17 protein-coding genes are annotated in these 14,962 nt (G+C 50.6%); 7 read left to right on the forward strand and 10 right to left on the reverse strand.

Annotated features, from left to right (window positions below):
* The first annotated feature begins 82 nt into the window (after positions 1 to 82).
* Positions 83 to 739: an endonuclease III gene (nth, locus tag ACYVHB_RS17930; RefSeq protein ID WP_461053144.1), complete on the forward strand. Its 657-nt coding sequence runs from the start codon at positions 83 to 85 to the stop codon at positions 737 to 739.
* A 56-nt stretch (positions 740 to 795) separates the two neighbouring features.
* Here the strand turns inward: nth and ACYVHB_RS17935 are convergent, their stop codons facing one another.
* The 6 genes from ACYVHB_RS17935 to ACYVHB_RS17960 form a co-directional block, all read right to left on the reverse strand.
* Positions 796 to 1,215, reverse strand: a complete 420-nt coding sequence (locus tag ACYVHB_RS17935) for a nucleoside-diphosphate kinase (RefSeq protein ID WP_461053145.1) — start codon at positions 1,213 to 1,215, stop codon at positions 796 to 798.
* 143 nt (positions 1,216 to 1,358) lie between these two features.
* A complete protein-coding gene (locus ACYVHB_RS17940; protein ID WP_461053146.1) occupies positions 1,359 to 1,709 on the reverse strand; it encodes a hypothetical protein in 351 nt (116 codons plus the stop codon).
* 85 nt (positions 1,710 to 1,794) lie between these two features.
* Complete coding sequence (locus ACYVHB_RS17945) at positions 1,795 to 2,211, reverse strand: hypothetical protein (protein WP_461053147.1); 417 nt, start codon at positions 2,209 to 2,211, stop codon at positions 1,795 to 1,797.
* Between the two features lie 94 nt (positions 2,212 to 2,305).
* The gene (locus tag ACYVHB_RS17950; protein ID WP_461053148.1) at positions 2,306 to 2,584 is read right to left on the reverse strand and encodes a hypothetical protein; all 279 of its coding nucleotides are present in this window, start codon (positions 2,582 to 2,584) and stop codon (positions 2,306 to 2,308) included.
* A gap of 93 nt (positions 2,585 to 2,677) precedes the next feature.
* On the reverse strand, positions 2,678 to 3,088 hold the full coding sequence (locus ACYVHB_RS17955; RefSeq protein WP_461053149.1) for a hypothetical protein: 411 nt from the start codon (positions 3,086 to 3,088) through the stop codon (positions 2,678 to 2,680).
* 48 nt (positions 3,089 to 3,136) lie between these two features.
* Positions 3,137 to 3,616 (reverse strand): hypothetical protein, encoded by a 480-nt coding sequence (locus ACYVHB_RS17960; RefSeq protein WP_461053150.1) that lies wholly within the window; start codon positions 3,614 to 3,616, stop codon positions 3,137 to 3,139.
* A gap of 386 nt (positions 3,617 to 4,002) precedes the next feature.
* Here ACYVHB_RS17960 and ACYVHB_RS17965 point away from each other — a divergent pair, with 386 nt between their 5' ends.
* The 5 genes from ACYVHB_RS17965 to rdgB all read left to right on the forward strand — a co-directional run bounded on the left by ACYVHB_RS17965 (position 4,003) and on the right by rdgB (position 9,682).
* On the forward strand, positions 4,003 to 5,643 hold the full coding sequence (locus ACYVHB_RS17965; RefSeq protein WP_461053151.1) for a tetratricopeptide repeat protein: 1,641 nt from the start codon (positions 4,003 to 4,005) through the stop codon (positions 5,641 to 5,643).
* 170 nt (positions 5,644 to 5,813) lie between these two features.
* Entirely contained in the window at positions 5,814 to 6,845 is a 1,032-nt protein-coding gene (locus ACYVHB_RS17970) for a DHH family phosphoesterase (protein ID WP_461053152.1), read from the forward strand.
* 126 nt (positions 6,846 to 6,971) lie between these two features.
* Positions 6,972 to 7,889, forward strand: coding sequence for an FKBP-type peptidyl-prolyl cis-trans isomerase (locus ACYVHB_RS17975; RefSeq protein ID WP_461053153.1), 918 nt, complete (start codon positions 6,972 to 6,974; stop codon positions 7,887 to 7,889).
* A 241-nt stretch (positions 7,890 to 8,130) separates the two neighbouring features.
* Positions 8,131 to 9,039, forward strand: a complete 909-nt coding sequence (locus ACYVHB_RS17980) for an FKBP-type peptidyl-prolyl cis-trans isomerase (protein ID WP_461053154.1) — start codon at positions 8,131 to 8,133, stop codon at positions 9,037 to 9,039.
* Positions 9,040 to 9,100: 61 nt separating this feature from the next.
* Complete coding sequence (rdgB, locus tag ACYVHB_RS17985; RefSeq protein ID WP_461053155.1) at positions 9,101 to 9,682, forward strand: RdgB/HAM1 family non-canonical purine NTP pyrophosphatase; 582 nt, start codon at positions 9,101 to 9,103, stop codon at positions 9,680 to 9,682.
* A 122-nt stretch (positions 9,683 to 9,804) separates the two neighbouring features.
* On the opposite strand, the gene ACYVHB_RS17990 is transcribed toward rdgB, so the two are convergent.
* From ACYVHB_RS17990 to ACYVHB_RS18005, 4 genes are all read right to left on the reverse strand, one after another.
* On the reverse strand, positions 9,805 to 11,919 hold the full coding sequence (locus tag ACYVHB_RS17990; RefSeq protein WP_461053156.1) for a peptidylprolyl isomerase: 2,115 nt from the start codon (positions 11,917 to 11,919) through the stop codon (positions 9,805 to 9,807).
* A 76-nt stretch (positions 11,920 to 11,995) separates the two neighbouring features.
* The gene (locus tag ACYVHB_RS17995) at positions 11,996 to 12,709 is read right to left on the reverse strand and encodes a DUF3291 domain-containing protein (RefSeq protein WP_461053157.1); all 714 of its coding nucleotides are present in this window, start codon (positions 12,707 to 12,709) and stop codon (positions 11,996 to 11,998) included.
* A 171-nt stretch (positions 12,710 to 12,880) separates the two neighbouring features.
* Entirely contained in the window at positions 12,881 to 13,441 is a 561-nt protein-coding gene (locus ACYVHB_RS18000) for a sll1863 family stress response protein (protein WP_461053158.1), read from the reverse strand.
* 134 nt (positions 13,442 to 13,575) lie between these two features.
* On the reverse strand, positions 13,576 to 14,187 hold the full coding sequence (locus ACYVHB_RS18005) for a thioredoxin family protein (protein WP_461053159.1): 612 nt from the start codon (positions 14,185 to 14,187) through the stop codon (positions 13,576 to 13,578).
* 154 nt (positions 14,188 to 14,341) lie between these two features.
* Between ACYVHB_RS18005 and ACYVHB_RS18010 the strand changes: the two genes are divergently transcribed.
* Positions 14,342 to 14,959 (forward strand): TetR/AcrR family transcriptional regulator, encoded by a 618-nt coding sequence (locus tag ACYVHB_RS18010; RefSeq protein ID WP_461053160.1) that lies wholly within the window; start codon positions 14,342 to 14,344, stop codon positions 14,957 to 14,959.
* The last annotated feature ends 3 nt before the right edge of the window (positions 14,960 to 14,962 follow it).

Here is a 14,962-nt window from a genome sequence, read left to right on the forward strand (position 1 = left end):
CTTTGCTGTTTTATAGCCTGCTGGTACGGCACTCCAACAATCACGTTCGGAGACGCTGTACCAGCAGGCTACCTTTATAACCATGCTAAAAAAAGAACGTTTTCACCGTTTCCTCGACTACTTCACCCAGCATTATCCCGAACCAAAAACAGAGTTGAATTTTGGTAATCCGTATGAGCTACTGGTGGCCGTAATTCTGTCGGCGCAGTGCACGGATAAACGGATCAATCAGATAACACCCGCCCTATTTGCCCGTTTCGCAGAGCCGGAGTCACTGGCGGCAGCGTCGGTTGATGAGGTGTTCACCTACATCCGTAGTGTATCCTATCCCAACAACAAAGCCAAGCACTTAGTCGGGATGGCGAAAGCATTAGTGGAACAATTTGGAGGGGAGATTCCAGCAACAGTCGAGGCACTACAGACGTTGCCGGGAGTGGGCCGCAAAACGGCACACGTAATTTTATCAGTAGTTTATAACCAGCCGACGATGGCAGTGGACACGCACGTTTTTCGGGTGTCGCATCGTCTCGGCTTAGCGCCCCTAACTGCGACTACGCCATTAGCCGTTGAGAAAGCCTTGATGGCTTACATTCCAACGCAGTATGTCTACAAATCGCATCACTGGCTGATTTTGCATGGCCGTTACGTGTGCGTAGCCCGTTCGCCCAGATGCGAAATATGCGCGTTGAGGGAGTTTTGCAAATACTATGAAAAAGTCGGTAAATCAATAAGTGGTTGACGTGAAAACAATAGTCGCGTCAGCCACTTATTGACTTACCGACTCACAACTACCCTTCAATACTGCTCCGTAGCGGAGAAGAAGAAGCTGCCTTCAATTCCGGCGTTCTCATCTGAATCGGAGCCGTGAATGGCATTCGCTTCAATGGACTTCGCGTAGAGTTTACGGATGGTACCTTCCTCAGCCTGAGCCGGATTGGTGGCACCAATAAGTTTGCGGAAATCAGCTACGGCGTTTTCTTTCTCCAGAATCATCGGTATGATAGCCCCCGATGACATATACGTCCTAAGATCATTATAGAACGGCCGCTCGCGGTGAACAGCGTAGAACTGACCGGCCCGCTCGGGCGTTAGCTGCGTTTTTTTGATGGCGACAATGCGGAAGCCCGCTTCTTCGATCATCTTGATAATTGCTCCAGTGTACCCGGCCTCCACGGCATCGGGCTTAATCATGGTGAACGTTAGGTTCGTTGCCATTCTGCGTCGTTGTATCCAAATTTAATTTGGGGGCAAATGTAGGCAGTTTTGCCTTAGCGAACGTGCCAATCTCCAGAATAACGCTTATGCAATTGCCCAGGCACTGCCAAGAAAGCAATGTCTGGGCGAAAGGGTCAGCCTTGCTATTGGGTTAGTTCAACCGTCCCGCACTGTCCCTCCGGAACGTTGAGATCCACTTTAACGATCTGCCCGGAAGCGACTCTGAACTCGAACGCATGCACGCCGGGGGTTACGTCAGCCGAGATTGAACCCGGCGTACCACAGGCTGGAGCGGTTGACGTAGCTGCGCTTAAGGTACCAATGAGTTTACCGTCAACGTAACAAGCCGGTTTCAACGTTGCGAGGTCCTGCCGTTTCGACCAGAAGACGGCACGGGTGCTTGGGGAGGGATCATCCTCTTTTTTACAGGCTCCCAATGAAAGGGTAAAGAACAGGGCAACGAGTGCCGCACGGAAAATTTGGGATGTTTTCATGTTATCTGTACTGATTTTGATTTCTGGATGAATTAATTGATGAGACTGATTTGTCGACTGGGTGACAGCGTTGTCGAGGTGACGTTTACTTGGTTCCCGTTAGAACGAAAGCCGCACCTACTGTGTCTGTCCCCCGGAGAGCAAGCGTATTTTTACCGCCCCGACCCAACTTGTTACCATCTTTGATTAAATCGACTTCACCATTGCCAATGTCGGTTACTGTGACGTTGTCGTAAGTGTCAGTCAGGAATGGGCTGTTATTGACACCCTTCACGTTCAGAATCAGCGTAACGCTGGTGGCCGATTCGCGTTTCACTTCCATCATCCCCGTGAAGTAAGTGTCTTTGATCGCGGTAGTTTTCCCGTTAAGTTCAATCTTGCTCAGACTGTAACGACCGGCTACGCGGTTGGCTAAGTCCGGGTCAACGTCGGCTTCTTTTTTGCAGCCGGTAAACGAAAAAGCGATGAACAAGGCAATCAAAGTAATACAGAGCGTTTTCATTGGTTTAGAGTTGATTGTGATTTGAAAAGTTGACTTGATGATGAATCAGGTAAAGAGCAGCGACCCATCCCACGACGGGTCACCGCGTTCGATACTACTTGGAGGCACTGGTCTTGATGGGAGCAACGAGCTGAGCCTTGGGCTGCGGCCGGTAAATAGCGCCGGTTCCGAAGTCGACAATCAGGGCGGGCCAGAAGAGAATATCCGCAATGAGCGCTACCGGACGCACTTGCCGCTGAACTTCGCCAGGCATCGGCTTGCGCCGTTGGTGTTCGGTAACCTTACCACCGAAGATGGTTGCGCAACTACTTAATGAACCCGACAGACAAAGCGTGGCCATGGCCATTAGGATGGCGTTTTTTGACTTTTTCATGATGTTAACGGGAAGTGGTATGTGTAAACTGTGAAACTAATTGATTACGGAGGTGAGGAAGTAGGTCAATGCGGTGCGAACGACACGAATTAGTTAGCGGTTGCCAATGAACACCATCTGCTCACCGCTGCTGTTTTCGACCTTAAGGTGGAGCGTTCCGTCGCTGACGGTAGCGATCAGATTGCCGCTGTAGCGTAACTCAACTTCGCCAGTACCGGCATCCGATAGCGAAACCCCCGTGTAGGAGCCGCTGTACGATGAGTTGCCCCGTTTGTAGCTCCAAGCGAGTTTAACAGAGGTAGCTGATTTGCGCTCCACACTGGCCCGACCCGACAGATTGGTCTGTCCAATAGCGTAGGCCTGACCGTCGGCAACAACGTGTGAGAATGGATAATTACCTGCCACCAGCGACACTAATTCCGGGTTAAGTTCTTCCTGCTTTTCGCAGGATGACAAGGAAGCAAGGGCAAAACAGGTAATCAGAAAGAAACGAAGCGTTTTCATTGATTTAGATTGGTTTAATTGTGAAAAGGTGAATTGAGAAAATAGAGATTAAATAATGGCGACTTCATAGCGGACGTTACGGACTGGTTTCGGCCCCGATTCGCACCGGAGCCAGACGCGGCCATCGGTCAATTCGGCGTTACCCTCGAACGAGCCGGGAGCCGTTCCGCCCACAATGGCGCCGTTTCTTTCACGGAATGAAACGGTTAGTTCGCCTTCACCGGCCTGCACGGTCACCCGGATAAAAAGACTGGGCAACCAAGTAGGCAGGTCCTCAAAGAGACCGACCATGACGGAGCCGGTTAATTCGCCGATCTTGCCCGTGCAGGTGCCGGTGATTTCGTTGTTGCGGTAGATTACATTACGCTCCTGTTGCGGGCCATGAACCCGACCCATCGTGATCTCCCAATCGTTGACAGGTGCGGTGGGCAGTTCCAACTCTGCACTAAGTAATTCGGGAGAATCAGCCCGAACGGGTAGCACGGTTGTACCGCTGAAAAACTCTTTGACAGTGTGCAGGATGGACATGACTCGTGGCGATTTAGAATAGGTTCAGACGGCTGAAATTGGCCGCCCCGTTGTTTGGTTTGGACGATGCAAAGGTGGCAGGTTGCCACGGGGCGAAGCAAATTATAGACCCCTACAAACGCCCTACAAGCCGGAAGAGCGAACTATACAAATACTATACAGAGAAAATAATTTTTCCCTAATAGTCTACTAATGAGCAATTTATCTACTATTAGCTACTTTTATGATTTCTATAGCTGAAATTAATGTTGACGCCTAAGGCTAATAATCAACCGTTTTTCAGCCACGAATTTGTCAACGAATCAAGCACCTCCGTTTCCTAAAAATTATTGGCAAACTCGACAGATTAGCATAGATTCCCGACGTATATACCTGAACCAACCTTTATGCGACTACTCTACTACTTCCTTTTTTCCTTATTCACCTACTGGAGCTACGGCCAACAACCTCCCACTGTCGATAGCTTGCTGGCCGCTCTGCCCAATCAACCAGACACAAGCAAGACACTCACCTATGCTGAACTGTGTTTTTCAACGGCTTCATCAGACGTCAGCCTGGCGCAGAAATACGGACAGTCCGGCGTTACGCTGTCGCATAAAATCAACTTTCCACGCGGTGAGTTTGAAAATCTGCGCACGTTGGGGACAGTGTTTGCCCAACGGTCTAACTATGCTGTTGGTCTGCATTATTTCCTGAAAGCGCTAACCGTTGCGGAGACGCTGCCTGATCAGACCAGCCTGGCCCGTATACTCCGTAATGTTGGGATGATTCATAATGCACAGCACGAGCCTAAAAAGAGTCTGCCGTTTTACGAACGGGCGTTGCAACTATTTGATAAGCAAGGTGATTCATACGGCCGGGCCTCCGTGCTTACAGTCTTGGGCGAGGTTTATGTAAAGTTGAACCAATACGATAAGGGCTTGGCTGCACTGAAGCAAAGCATGACTTTATTCAATGACCTGCATAAACAACATGACTACGTGATGTCTATGATAGCGTATGCCTGGGGCCTTAAAATGCAGGGGAAATACAATGAGTCTATCAATTATTACGAAAAATGCCTGCCACTGGTAGAAGCGGAAGGATTTGCTTATGGCATTGGTAACGTGCAAAACAACTTAGCCGAAGTGCATTATGAGCTGGGTGACTATCAGAAGTCGGAGCAGTATGCGCTGGCAGCTTTGCAAACGCTAAAACCCACCGGCATCTGGAGCGAGATTCGTAATGCAGAGAAGCAACTGTTTCAAGTCTATACGGCCTTGGGCAATAAAGCCAGGTCCCGGCAACACTTTGAAACTTTTGAGGCCGCCCAGGATTCGGTATTTGGTCAGCAGCGGAGCCAGGCAGTTGCAGAGGTGGAAACACGCTACCAAACTAAACTTAAAGACCAGCAAATTGACGGGTTAAACCAGAAAACGCAGTTGCAGCAGTACTTGCTGATAGCAGGCGTTGTGGGTGGGCTTTTGCTGCTCGTTGTGTTGGGCCTGCTCTACAATCGCTACCAACTGCGCGACAAAGAAAAACGGGCTATCGAGCAACAGCGCGTGACCGAGCATGAACTAAGTCAGGCCCAACAGGAGAAACTGCAACTGGAACTCGACCTCAAACACCGCGAATTAGCCAGCAGCGCCTTGTTTGCCTACCAGAAAAACGAGATGCTCGGTGACCTGAAAGAACAGGTGGATGAACTGCTGCTCGAACCCGATAAACCACAAAAACAGAAGTTAAGAGCCATTCAGAAATTTATTCACAGCAACCTGCACTTCGACGATGACTGGAGCGCGTTCAAGCTCCACTTTGAGCAGGTGCACCCGCGCTTTTTTGAGAAGCTGCAAAGTAATTTTCCCGATCTGACGCCCAACGAATTGAAACTGTGCGCCTACACGCGTATTAACCTGTCCAACAAAGAGATCGCCCGGCTGCTCAACGTCAACAGTTCGAGCGTGGAGATGGCGCGTTATCGGATGAAGAAAAAAGTGGGTCTGGAAGGGCAAACCACTATCACCGATTTCATTCAGACGGTTTAAATCGCACTGTACCGGGATAGCCCGGACCAGCGTTTGCCCTACGCAGGAAGCTAAAATTGCTGACGCGAAGTCCTATTCATGCGTTTGCCCTGCCAGACCAGTAGGCAACCCCTCCTTTCAGAAAATTATTCGTACTTTTGAGTTTTGATTGACGCTCCGGCCGCTTAAATATGCAAGACATTGAAGCAATTGGCGCGGTTATCGGGCAACCGCCGGGCGGCCCCGCGCAGACCGTGCTGATTACGACTCACCTTAATCCCGATGCCGACGCCATGGGATCGTCGCTGGGGTTGGCGGGTTATCTCCGTAAAAAAGGTCATCGCGTTACCGTTGTGACGCCGACGGACTATTCACAAAATCTGCACTGGATGCCGGGCAATGATGAAGTTATCGCCTTCGACGAGAAAGTACGGGTGCTGGTGAGCCAGTTGATCGAGGAAGCTGACTTAATTTTTTGTCTCGATTTTTCGGCACTCGACCGGATCAAAGAACTTGCACCAATGGTGCGGCAGTCCCGCGCCCGCAAGGTCATGATCGACCACCACCTCGAACCCGAGTCCTTCGCGGACCTGGTTCTCTGGGACCCCAGCGCAGCTGCTACGGCCGAGTTGGTTTTTCGGCTCATTAGCCAGTTGGGCGATAAAGACCTGGTCGACGTGCCCATTGCCGAGTGTTTATACGCCGGGCTAATGACCGACACCGGTTCGTTCCGCCACTCGAACACCACCGGCGACGTTCACCGCATGGCCGCTGAGCTGTTGGATCTCAAAATCGACGTTAGCAGCATCCACCGACGCATTTTCGACAACGTGTCGCTCGACAAGTTTAGATTGCTTGGCTATGTGCTCAATGAAAAACTGAAGGTGCTGCCCGAACACAAGTTCGCTTACATTACCCTGACCGACGCCGAATTGAAGCGATACCGTTCTAAAACCGGCGACACCGAGGGTATGGTTAATTACGCACTGGCCATCGAGGGCGTGGTAGCGGCAGCCATTCTGATTGATCGGGGCGAAGAGATTCGGCTGTCGTTCCGGTCGGTGGGTGATTTCTCCGTACGTGAGCTAACCAACGCCCATTTTAACGGCGGGGGCCACCGCAACGCGGCCGGTGGACGGTCGAAATTATCGCTGGCCGAAACCGAGCGCAAGCTCTTAGCCGTATTGCCGCAATACCAGCAGCAGTTGTTGGAGACAGTTTAAGAATGGTTTTTAATTGTTTAGGTTTTGAGTTAGCGGACCAGCAAGTATTTTCCGTACCAACCAACTCAAAACTTAAACAATTAAAAACCAGAAAACTCAATTTTTAGCACAAACCAGTAATCTATTATGTCACTTAAGAATTTCGGGAAAGCCGCCCTAATCGTCGCTGTTGCAGCGGCTTGCGGTAAAAACCGCGTACAGGTAACGGACAACGGCCTGAAGTACCAGATGCACGAGCAGGCGGAAGGAACCCGGAAGGGTAAAGTCGGCGATATTATGACGCTTCACCTGACGCTGATGAATAACAAGGACTCGGTGCTGCGCGATACACACAAAGAAGGAGCGCCGTTTCAAATGCTGCTGCAGGTGCCACCCTTCAAAGGCTCCTACGAAGAAGGTCTGACGATGCTCGGCAAAGGTGACAGCGCCACGTTCTACGTCAGCGCGGATTCGCTGTTCACGCGGGCGATGCAGCCACTGCCGCCGGGCGTTGTGAAAGGAACCGATATTGGTATTGCCGTGAAGGTGGTCAATGTGCAGTCGGAAGACGAATACAAGAAAACGCAGGCGGCCGAATTTGAAAAGCAGAAAGGCATCGATGTGAAAATCATTGAAAACTACGTTGCCAAAAACGGGCTGACTGGCAAAGTGCAAAAGACTGAAGCCGGCGTTTACTACGTGGTGACGCAGCCCGGCACGGGGCCAACGCCCAACCGGGGCGATGCCGTGCAGGTACATTACACGGGTAAACTATTAGACGGTAAGGTATTTGACAGTTCACGGACGAATCCGCAGGCGCAGGGTAAACCAGCCCAGTTTCAGGTGGGCGTTGGTATGGTGATTCCCGGTTGGGAAGAGGGCGTCATGAAAATGCACAAGGGCGAAAAAGCCACGCTTATCATTCCGTCAACGCTGGCTTATGGTCCGCGTGGTAACCAGGGCATCGCGCCGAACTCGGTGCTCCTGTTCGACATCGAACTGCTCGACATTCAGAAAGGTCAGCCAGGCATGGGTCAGCCGGGGATGCCACAGCCGGGTCGGTGATCGTGTTTTGGTGCGTAGATATTTGCGTAATTAAGTATCTGCGTTGCTGAAACATACACACCCAAACACGGATACGCTAAAACATAAATTTCTCAAAATCCCGGAGCAGCCTGTCTACAGAAGTTACTCTGGGATTTTGTTAACTGACTAATCAAACAATTACGTATGCCCACGAACGTAGACCATATTCTTCTTCGTTCTTAGTACATATTGGCTCCTGATGAGCTACGAAAACAGACTTATGAATCGTACACCAACCTGCTCATTCTGGGCCTATTCACTGCTGACGGCTTCTGTGCTGCTATCATCCTGTCAGCAGCCTGGTGAAGCATTGACCGACCGTAAGATACGGGAGAACGAGGAAGAGATCAATCAGTATATCAGAGAGAATAACCTAACGGCAACTAAAACCGCACAAGGAGTTTATTTCATCCAAACGAAAGCAGTACCAACCGGGCAAGCTCCACTGACGGGTGATGAAGTGAAATATCATTACATAACCCGCCGGTTAGACGGTGTCGTTGTCGACAGTACGAACATTGCAGGCAACGTTCCGGAAACGGTCATTTTGAATGGTAACAGCACAAGAAATATTACTCTTGGACGCTACGCGGGTCTGCTTAACCTGAAGCAGGGAGAGGAAGGGTCTGTCATTGTCCCCTCGAACTTAGATGGTGGCCGCACCGGTTCACTGCTGCTGCCCCAGTACTCACCCGTACGCTACGATTTGCGCGTGGTAAGCATACGAACCGAAGATCAGCAAATCGAGGAATACATCAGAGCAAACAAGGTTGCCGTCACAACCAAGACTGACGATGGGGTTAGAGTTGCGGTTACCCAGGCCCGGCCCGATTCGGTGGCAATCACGACGGGTAAGACGGTGATTATGACTTATAAGGGTAAATTACTGAATGGTGGTATTTTTGATGCGGGTACCTCGCCATTGACAGTTCGTATTGGTGAGAAGCAGGTAGTCCCCGGTTTTGAGACAGCCTTAACCAAATTGAGAGCCGGAGAGAAAGCGCTAATTATCTTTCCATCAGCACTTGGTTACGGTGCTACTGGTAAAAATCAGGCTTCAGCAAGCACAGTAGGAATACTACCTTATAGTCCTCTACTGTTCGAGATAGAGATTACGAAAGTGCAGTGATAAGTGCGCACCAATCGAAAGCCGTTTGCAGATCTACCTGCAAACGGCTTTTTTTGTACCTATGGAACTCTGCTTTGCTACCAACAACGCCCACAAATTAGAGGAAGTGTCAGCCATACTTGGCGATGCGTTCACGCTTAAAACGCTCCGCGACATCGGCTGCACGGATGAACTGCCCGAAACATCCGGCACCATCCCCGGCAACTCGCGCCAGAAAGCCGAGTACGTCTGGACCCACTTCGGCGTTTCCTGTTTCGCCGATGATTCAGGCTTAGAAGTTGACGTCCTCAACGGCGAACCCGGTGTCGACTCGGCATACTATTCGGGCAGTCGCGATGCCCAGCAAAACATTCAGAAATTGCTGACTAATCTGATCGGGCACACGAACCGTCGGGCGCAGTTCGTAACGGTGTTCACGCTCCTATTACATGGACTGGAGCACCAGTTCGAGGGAATTATAGAAGGACAGATACTGACAGAACCACGCGGCACCGGAGGATTTGGGTACGACCCGCTTTTTGTGCCCGATGGCCACGACCGAACGTTTGCGGAAATGAATTCGGCGGAGAAAAACGGCATCAGCCACCGGTCAAGGGCACTAACGAAAATGGTGGCATATTTGAAAGAGCAAGTGGTAGAGTAGCCTGGTATCACGGGTCTTCAGCCCGTATAGCCGTAGGCTGAAGACCCGTGATACCTGTTCAAATACAAGAAATCCCGCTTTCGGATTATGAAAGCGGGATTTCTTGTATCTGGTCAAATTCATCAATAAAACTTCGCCCGGTTGTCTTCTACTTTAGCAGCTTCTTTGATAGCTTCGTTTATGTAGAAACCGATTCGCGACGTGGCGTTTTGCTGAAGCTGCGTTTTGTAGAGTGCATAGTCGGCAACCGGCGGGGCAGGCGTAACTCTGATTGTTTCCAGCACCAGAACACCCGCTTCTCCCACGATGGGTTTTGAACGTTTGCCGGGCTTCAGACCAAATGCCGTCCCCAATGCTACTGGATCGATACCCGCGCTGCGGAGGAAGCCAGTTGCCAGATTTACGTCCGGAACCGTCTCAACCAGCGGACCAGCCCCGTACTTTTGAGCTACCGCTTCGAGCGACCCGCTGACGTTACCCAGTTTGCTGATGATCTGCTCTGCCTTTAGCTGGTTGCGTACTTTGGCAGTCAGCTCATTGCGGTAATCCGCCACATTAACATTGTCCTTACTGGTTTTATTAGTCAGCACGGCAATTACGTACTGATCGCCAATTTCAAACGGCTCCGATACAGCGTTTACATCGGTTTTATCGTCGAACGCCCAACGAACGACCGTACGGGCATCGGTCAGTGCATTGATCTGGTTGCCGTTTTCAGGAATGCGGTCGGCCGTGGCAACAACCAACGATTTATCCTCCTTCACTTTGGCTTCAAATGCTTCTTTCGTGCGCACATCCGCAGCAAACTGGTCTGCTTTGCGCAGGGCTTCGTCGCGGGTGATCTGGCTCGGGGCAATGGTTTTGGCAATGGCCGCCACCCGGTACAGTGTGTTGGTTTTCGGCTGGGTTACTTTAATGATGTGAAATCCAAAGTCCGTTTCAATCAGGCGGGGAATCAGGCCAGTGGCTGATGCACCGAATACGGCCGACTCAAACGGCTTCACCATCTGACCGTTGTTTTTGAAATAACCCAAATCACCCCCGTTCTGAGCTGATCCATCGGCGCTGTTAGACTGGGCCAAAGCCTCAAAGCTTGCCCCGCCCTGAATCTGCTTCAGAATGGCGTCGGCCCGGCGACGGGCCTCGGCTTTGGCCGAATCGGTCTTAGCCGTGGGTTGAATCAGGATGTGGCTGGCGCGGGCCGTGAAGCTGGTATCTTGTTTCGTGCCGCCGTACTTGTAGATAAAATACGTGTTGCCCTCGCGGAAAGGGCCGTAAATACCCCCCGGTGAGAACGTTGGGATAGACGCCCGGAGTTGCTCCGGCATCTCACCGGCCGTCAGGTAGAGCGGCACCCGAACGTCGCTGTTCTGTTGGGCAAACGTCGAATCGTTTTTAGTTGCGCCAAGACCACGGGCCAGCGTTTTGATTTCGTTGTACAGCGTTGCACTATCGTCTTTAGAGGGCGCCACCGAAAACGTTACGTACTGAATTGAGCGGCTGTCGGTGCCGGGGTAGTCGTCCTTGTGCTTATCTAAGTAATCCTGCAACTGCGCGTCCGTCACCTTCACGGTCGTATCGTTGATGGCATAATAAGGCACAAATAAGAATTTTACGTCGGCCTTCGTATTCTGCGCCTGATACTCCCGCTGTGCTTCGGCCGTGGTCGTAAACACCGACAGGCGCATCAGCCCTTCGTACTTCTCGCGCAGGCGGTCGGAAGCTAAGTTTTTCTCAAAATTTGCCCAGGCCTGTTGTTGCTGAGGAGGTAGGTTTTTCAGCCCTTTGAGGTAGCTGATGATACCACTTTTGTCAAACACACCCGTTTGCGGGTTCGTGAATGCCTGCCGTACGGCGGGGCTGATGTTGTTGCCCTGCACCATGTCAACAAGTTCTTCGGGAGAAACCTTCAGACCAAGTTTATCGAATTCTTTTTGATAGGCAATTTCGAACAACATCTGGTTCCAGGCTTGTTCGCGGAGTTGAGCCATGTCCTGCTCGGCGGGTGCCCGGCCCGATTGCTGCTCAAACTGCGCCCGAAGCTCATCTACTTTAGCATTGAATTCCTGATAATCAATGGATCGACCGGCAATCTCACCAATCTTCTGTTGGTTTCCGCCAAACAGCATGCTTTGACCGCCGAGCAAATCCCCTCCCACGATGAACAGAATCAAGCTGACGGCAATAATCCCGACGGCCAGTCCTGAACGTTCTCTGATCTTATTAATGACAGACATCTCGCTTTATACGTATATTTTAGCCCGCAAAATAACAATTTTCCTCGTTGGAATACAAGCAAAACTGACGCCAGATTCAGGATAGCAGGCGGTTAACCGGTTCAAAAAGATCTCCCTCGGCCCGTAGCACACTAAACCGGGCAAACAGTTCTTCATTATACCATTTCCGTTCGCGGGTGAGCCGCACCACTTCCTTATGACCACTTTGCCGATAAGCGTACCGATTAATGGCGGCTGCATCGCGCCAGACGCTGATGGTGCATTGCTGCACAAGGGGCACTTCGCCAACACCAATACCAAACAGCAGGTCGTCGGCGTGGGCGGTCAGGCGTTGGCGGGCCTGCGGTACGTGTCGCCAAAAATCGAGCAGGGCGCGGGGGCGAATCGTGGCGCGGGTGAGCACGGCAATGAGCGCGTTAGACTCTGATTCTGTAGGCTGATTCACTGACTGACTGACCGACTCAGTAAACGGATTTTGGCCATCCCACAGGCCGTGGGAGCGTTGAGGCTGTAAATAAAGCGTACTTGTTTGCTGAGTGCCCTGACTTAGCTGGTGGTAGATGTCCGTTCGGGGAAAGGTCCGGGCAGCACGATCATCGTTCCAAACGCCGAGAAACACGTAGGTCGACAGGTTAGGAATCAGGCCAAAATTGATGCCGCTGCCCATTAATTTACTAAACTGTAATCCCTCCGCCCGGAACGGGTGACTGAACACTCGACCCATGTTTGCAAAAGCCCGAAACCGGGCAAGAGGCTCGTACTGTAGAATGGTAATGGTGACAATGGACATACTTTATAAAGCCGGTGTGAAACCTGGTTGTTTCTGCCCTCCCCTGCCAACACATGCAGGCCACTTGTCAGCATAATCAACAGAATTGGGGAAAACGCACCCCACTTTACAAATGCACAAACGCCAGCCTGCAGGTGCAAACTGGCGTCTGTATTGTTAGAACAACAGCAATTAATTGTCGTCTTTACCGTCGGGATCAACTTTATCTTCCGCCTTATCAAAGGCATTACCAATATTTTTACCAGCCTTCTTGAATCCTGATTTGATGTCTTTCCAGGCAGCGGCCGTGGCATTTTGTGCCTTGTCGATATCGTTGCCCAGTTCCTTACGATCCGCTTCAAGTTCGGCTAACTCTTCCTTGCTTTCAGCTTTGGCTTCGCGGCCTTCACGCTTGATATCAGCCCGTATTTTATCAATTCTGGCGTCTAATTTATCCTTCTGGACATTCATATCAGCCATTGCTTCCCTACGCTCACGCTCGAAATCGTTGCCTACTTCGTCGGCTTTGGCGTCAATTTTATCACCCGCTTCATCCATATCGGCGCGGGCTTCGGCAGTAGCATCTTTAGCATCCGCTTCAATGGCGTCGCCGGTGCGTTCAGCGGCATCTTCGGTACGCGACTCGTTTTTGTTGTCCGAACCACAGGCCTGCAACAGCGCCAGGGAAGCGACCAGCATCATCGTGCCAGCAATGTTTTTCAGTTGAGTCAAAATTAATTGGGTCTTTTTCATACCAGTCCTGTGTAGTTTGATTTACACAGTCCACTTTGCAAATGCTGTGCCATAACTAATGGATGATGAGTAATGGTTAGTGAACAAGGACTGACCCGCCTTGCCATTGTTCATTAACCATTACTCATTATCCATTAATTGATAGCGCAGCCGATGGGCTTGGTAATGGGCGATTGTACCGGCCGACCGGCCAGCAAATTGTTGACAGCTTCTTCTACGTACCGACGCTTTACGCTCGCACTGTCCTGCGGGCTATCATCAAGGGTACCCACGTATTCAAGAATAAACTGTCCATTCGTTTGCTTCAGGACGTATACCTGCGGAGTCCGCGTGGCTCCAAACGCTTTAGCAACCTGCGTTTCGTCCAGACCATACACGTATGAATAGCCTTTGTCGCGGGCGCGGATTTTCATGTTCTCGAACGAATTGTCTTCGTAGGTAGCGGGGTTGTTCGGCATGATGGCCAGCACCGGATAGCCCTGCGGGGCAAAAATACGGTCGAGGGCGATAAGCCGGTCTTCATAAGCTTTTGAAAACGGGCAGTGGTTGCTGGTAAACACGACAATTAGGCCCTTCTGAGCGCGATAGTCGGTTAGTGCGACCGTACGCCCATCTACATTTTTAATCCGGAAGTCAGCCACAGCGTCGCCAATCGTGTATCCCTTCGGTGTTTGAGCGGTAGCGACCGAGAGCAACCCCGTAGACAATAAAGCCGCCAGCAGCCAATCCGTTCTTAATAGTTTCATTGATTCGTAAGCGTTTATTCTTAGATGATGAATGACATGAAAAGGTTAATTTAGTAAGGTATTCCTACCGATAAATCAATTTAATGCGAAAAATAATAATTATTGTTTTTTTACTGAACAGTGTTCAGTAAGTTTGTCTTGTTAATATGGAATTATGGGAATTGTCGAGCGAAAGGAACGGGAGCGGGAGGAAATGCGGAAGCTGATTTTAGATGCCGCCCAAAAGCTATTTTTAGCTAATGGCTACGAGAAAGTCAGCATCCGAAACATTGCCGACGAAATTGAGTACAGCCCCGCGACAATTTACCTCTATTTTAAGGACAAAAATGAGTTGTTCTTTGCCCTGCATCAGATGGCCTTCAGTAAGCTCATTAACGAGTTCGCACCCATTGCGCTTATCGACAAGCCAATGGATAAGCTGGAAGAGATGGGGCAACTCTACATCCGGTTTGCGTTTGAGAACCCGGAGTTATTTGATCTGATGTTCATCATGACTGCACCCATGGAAACGCTCGCGTGTCGCGAAGATGTGTGGGAAGATGGTCATCGTGCTTTTTACGTATTGCAGAATGTCGTACAGGAATGTATTGATGCGGGTGACATCAAACACCCCGACGCCGAACGGGCCGGACTGATGATCTGGAGCATGGTTCATGGCCTGTCGGCGCTGCTCTTACGCAAACGGATGATGATCTTCGGCGAAGAGCGTAAAAAAGCACTATTGGATGAAGCTTATAATTTGTTTGTTGACCTGATTCGCAAAGCACTCTAATTT

It is taken from the genome of Spirosoma arcticum (genome assembly GCF_054779955.1).